This window comes from Glycomyces buryatensis (genome assembly GCF_004912275.1).
GTDB classification, from domain to species: domain Bacteria; phylum Actinomycetota; class Actinomycetes; order Mycobacteriales; family Micromonosporaceae; genus Glycomyces; species Glycomyces buryatensis.
Genome location: NZ_STGY01000050.1, coordinates 2,227 through 2,980 on the forward strand (window position 1 = coordinate 2,227; position 754 = coordinate 2,980).

1 pseudogene is annotated in these 754 nt (G+C 69.5%); it reads left to right on the forward strand.

Annotation, left to right across the window (positions count from 1 at the left end):
* Nucleotides 1–754: pseudogene (locus FAB82_RS12845) on the forward strand (thiamine pyrophosphate-binding protein); the annotation flags it as partial.

The window sequence follows — 754 nt, forward strand, 5'->3', positions numbered from 1 at the left end:
GACGAATCGTCTCCCGGTTCTGCTGCTGCCGTCGGACATGTTCGCTTCTCGGGTGCCCGATCCGGTGCTGCAGCAGTTGGAGGACACCCGCGCCGGGGACGTGTCGGTCAATGACGCGTTCCGGCCGGTCTCGAAATACTTCGACCGCGTCTCACGGCCCGAGCAGTTGATCCCGGCCGCCCTCGCCGCGATGCGGGTGCTGACCGATCCGGTCGAGACCGGCGCGGTCACGCTCTGCCTGCCACAGGATGTGCAGGCCGAGGCGTTCGACTGGCCGGTCGAGTTCTTCCGCCGCCGCGTGTGGCGCATCGGCCGTCCAGTACCGGAGCTTGCGGCGGTGGAGCGGGTGGCGGCGCTGCTGCGCAGTGCGGAGCGGCCGTTGATCGTCGCCGGCGGCGGCGTGGTCTACGCCGAGGCCGAGGCCGAGCTGCGGGCGTTCGCAGCGGCGACGGGTATCCCGGTCGCGGACACACACGCGGGCAAGGGCGCGATCGAGTGGGACCACCTTTCGGCGGTCGGTGGCCTTGGCTCGACTGGTACTACTGCCGCGAACGCGCTCGCTGCCGAAGCCGATGTGGTGCTGGGGATCGGCACCCGGTACTCCGACTTCACGACCGCGAGCCACACCGTGTTCGCCAACCCGGATGTCACCTTCGCGAACCTCAACGTGGCTCGCCTCGACGCTGTGAAGCACTCGGCCGAGATGCTGCTGTCCGACGCGAAAACCGGTCTTGCCGCGCTCGCGAAGGCGCTG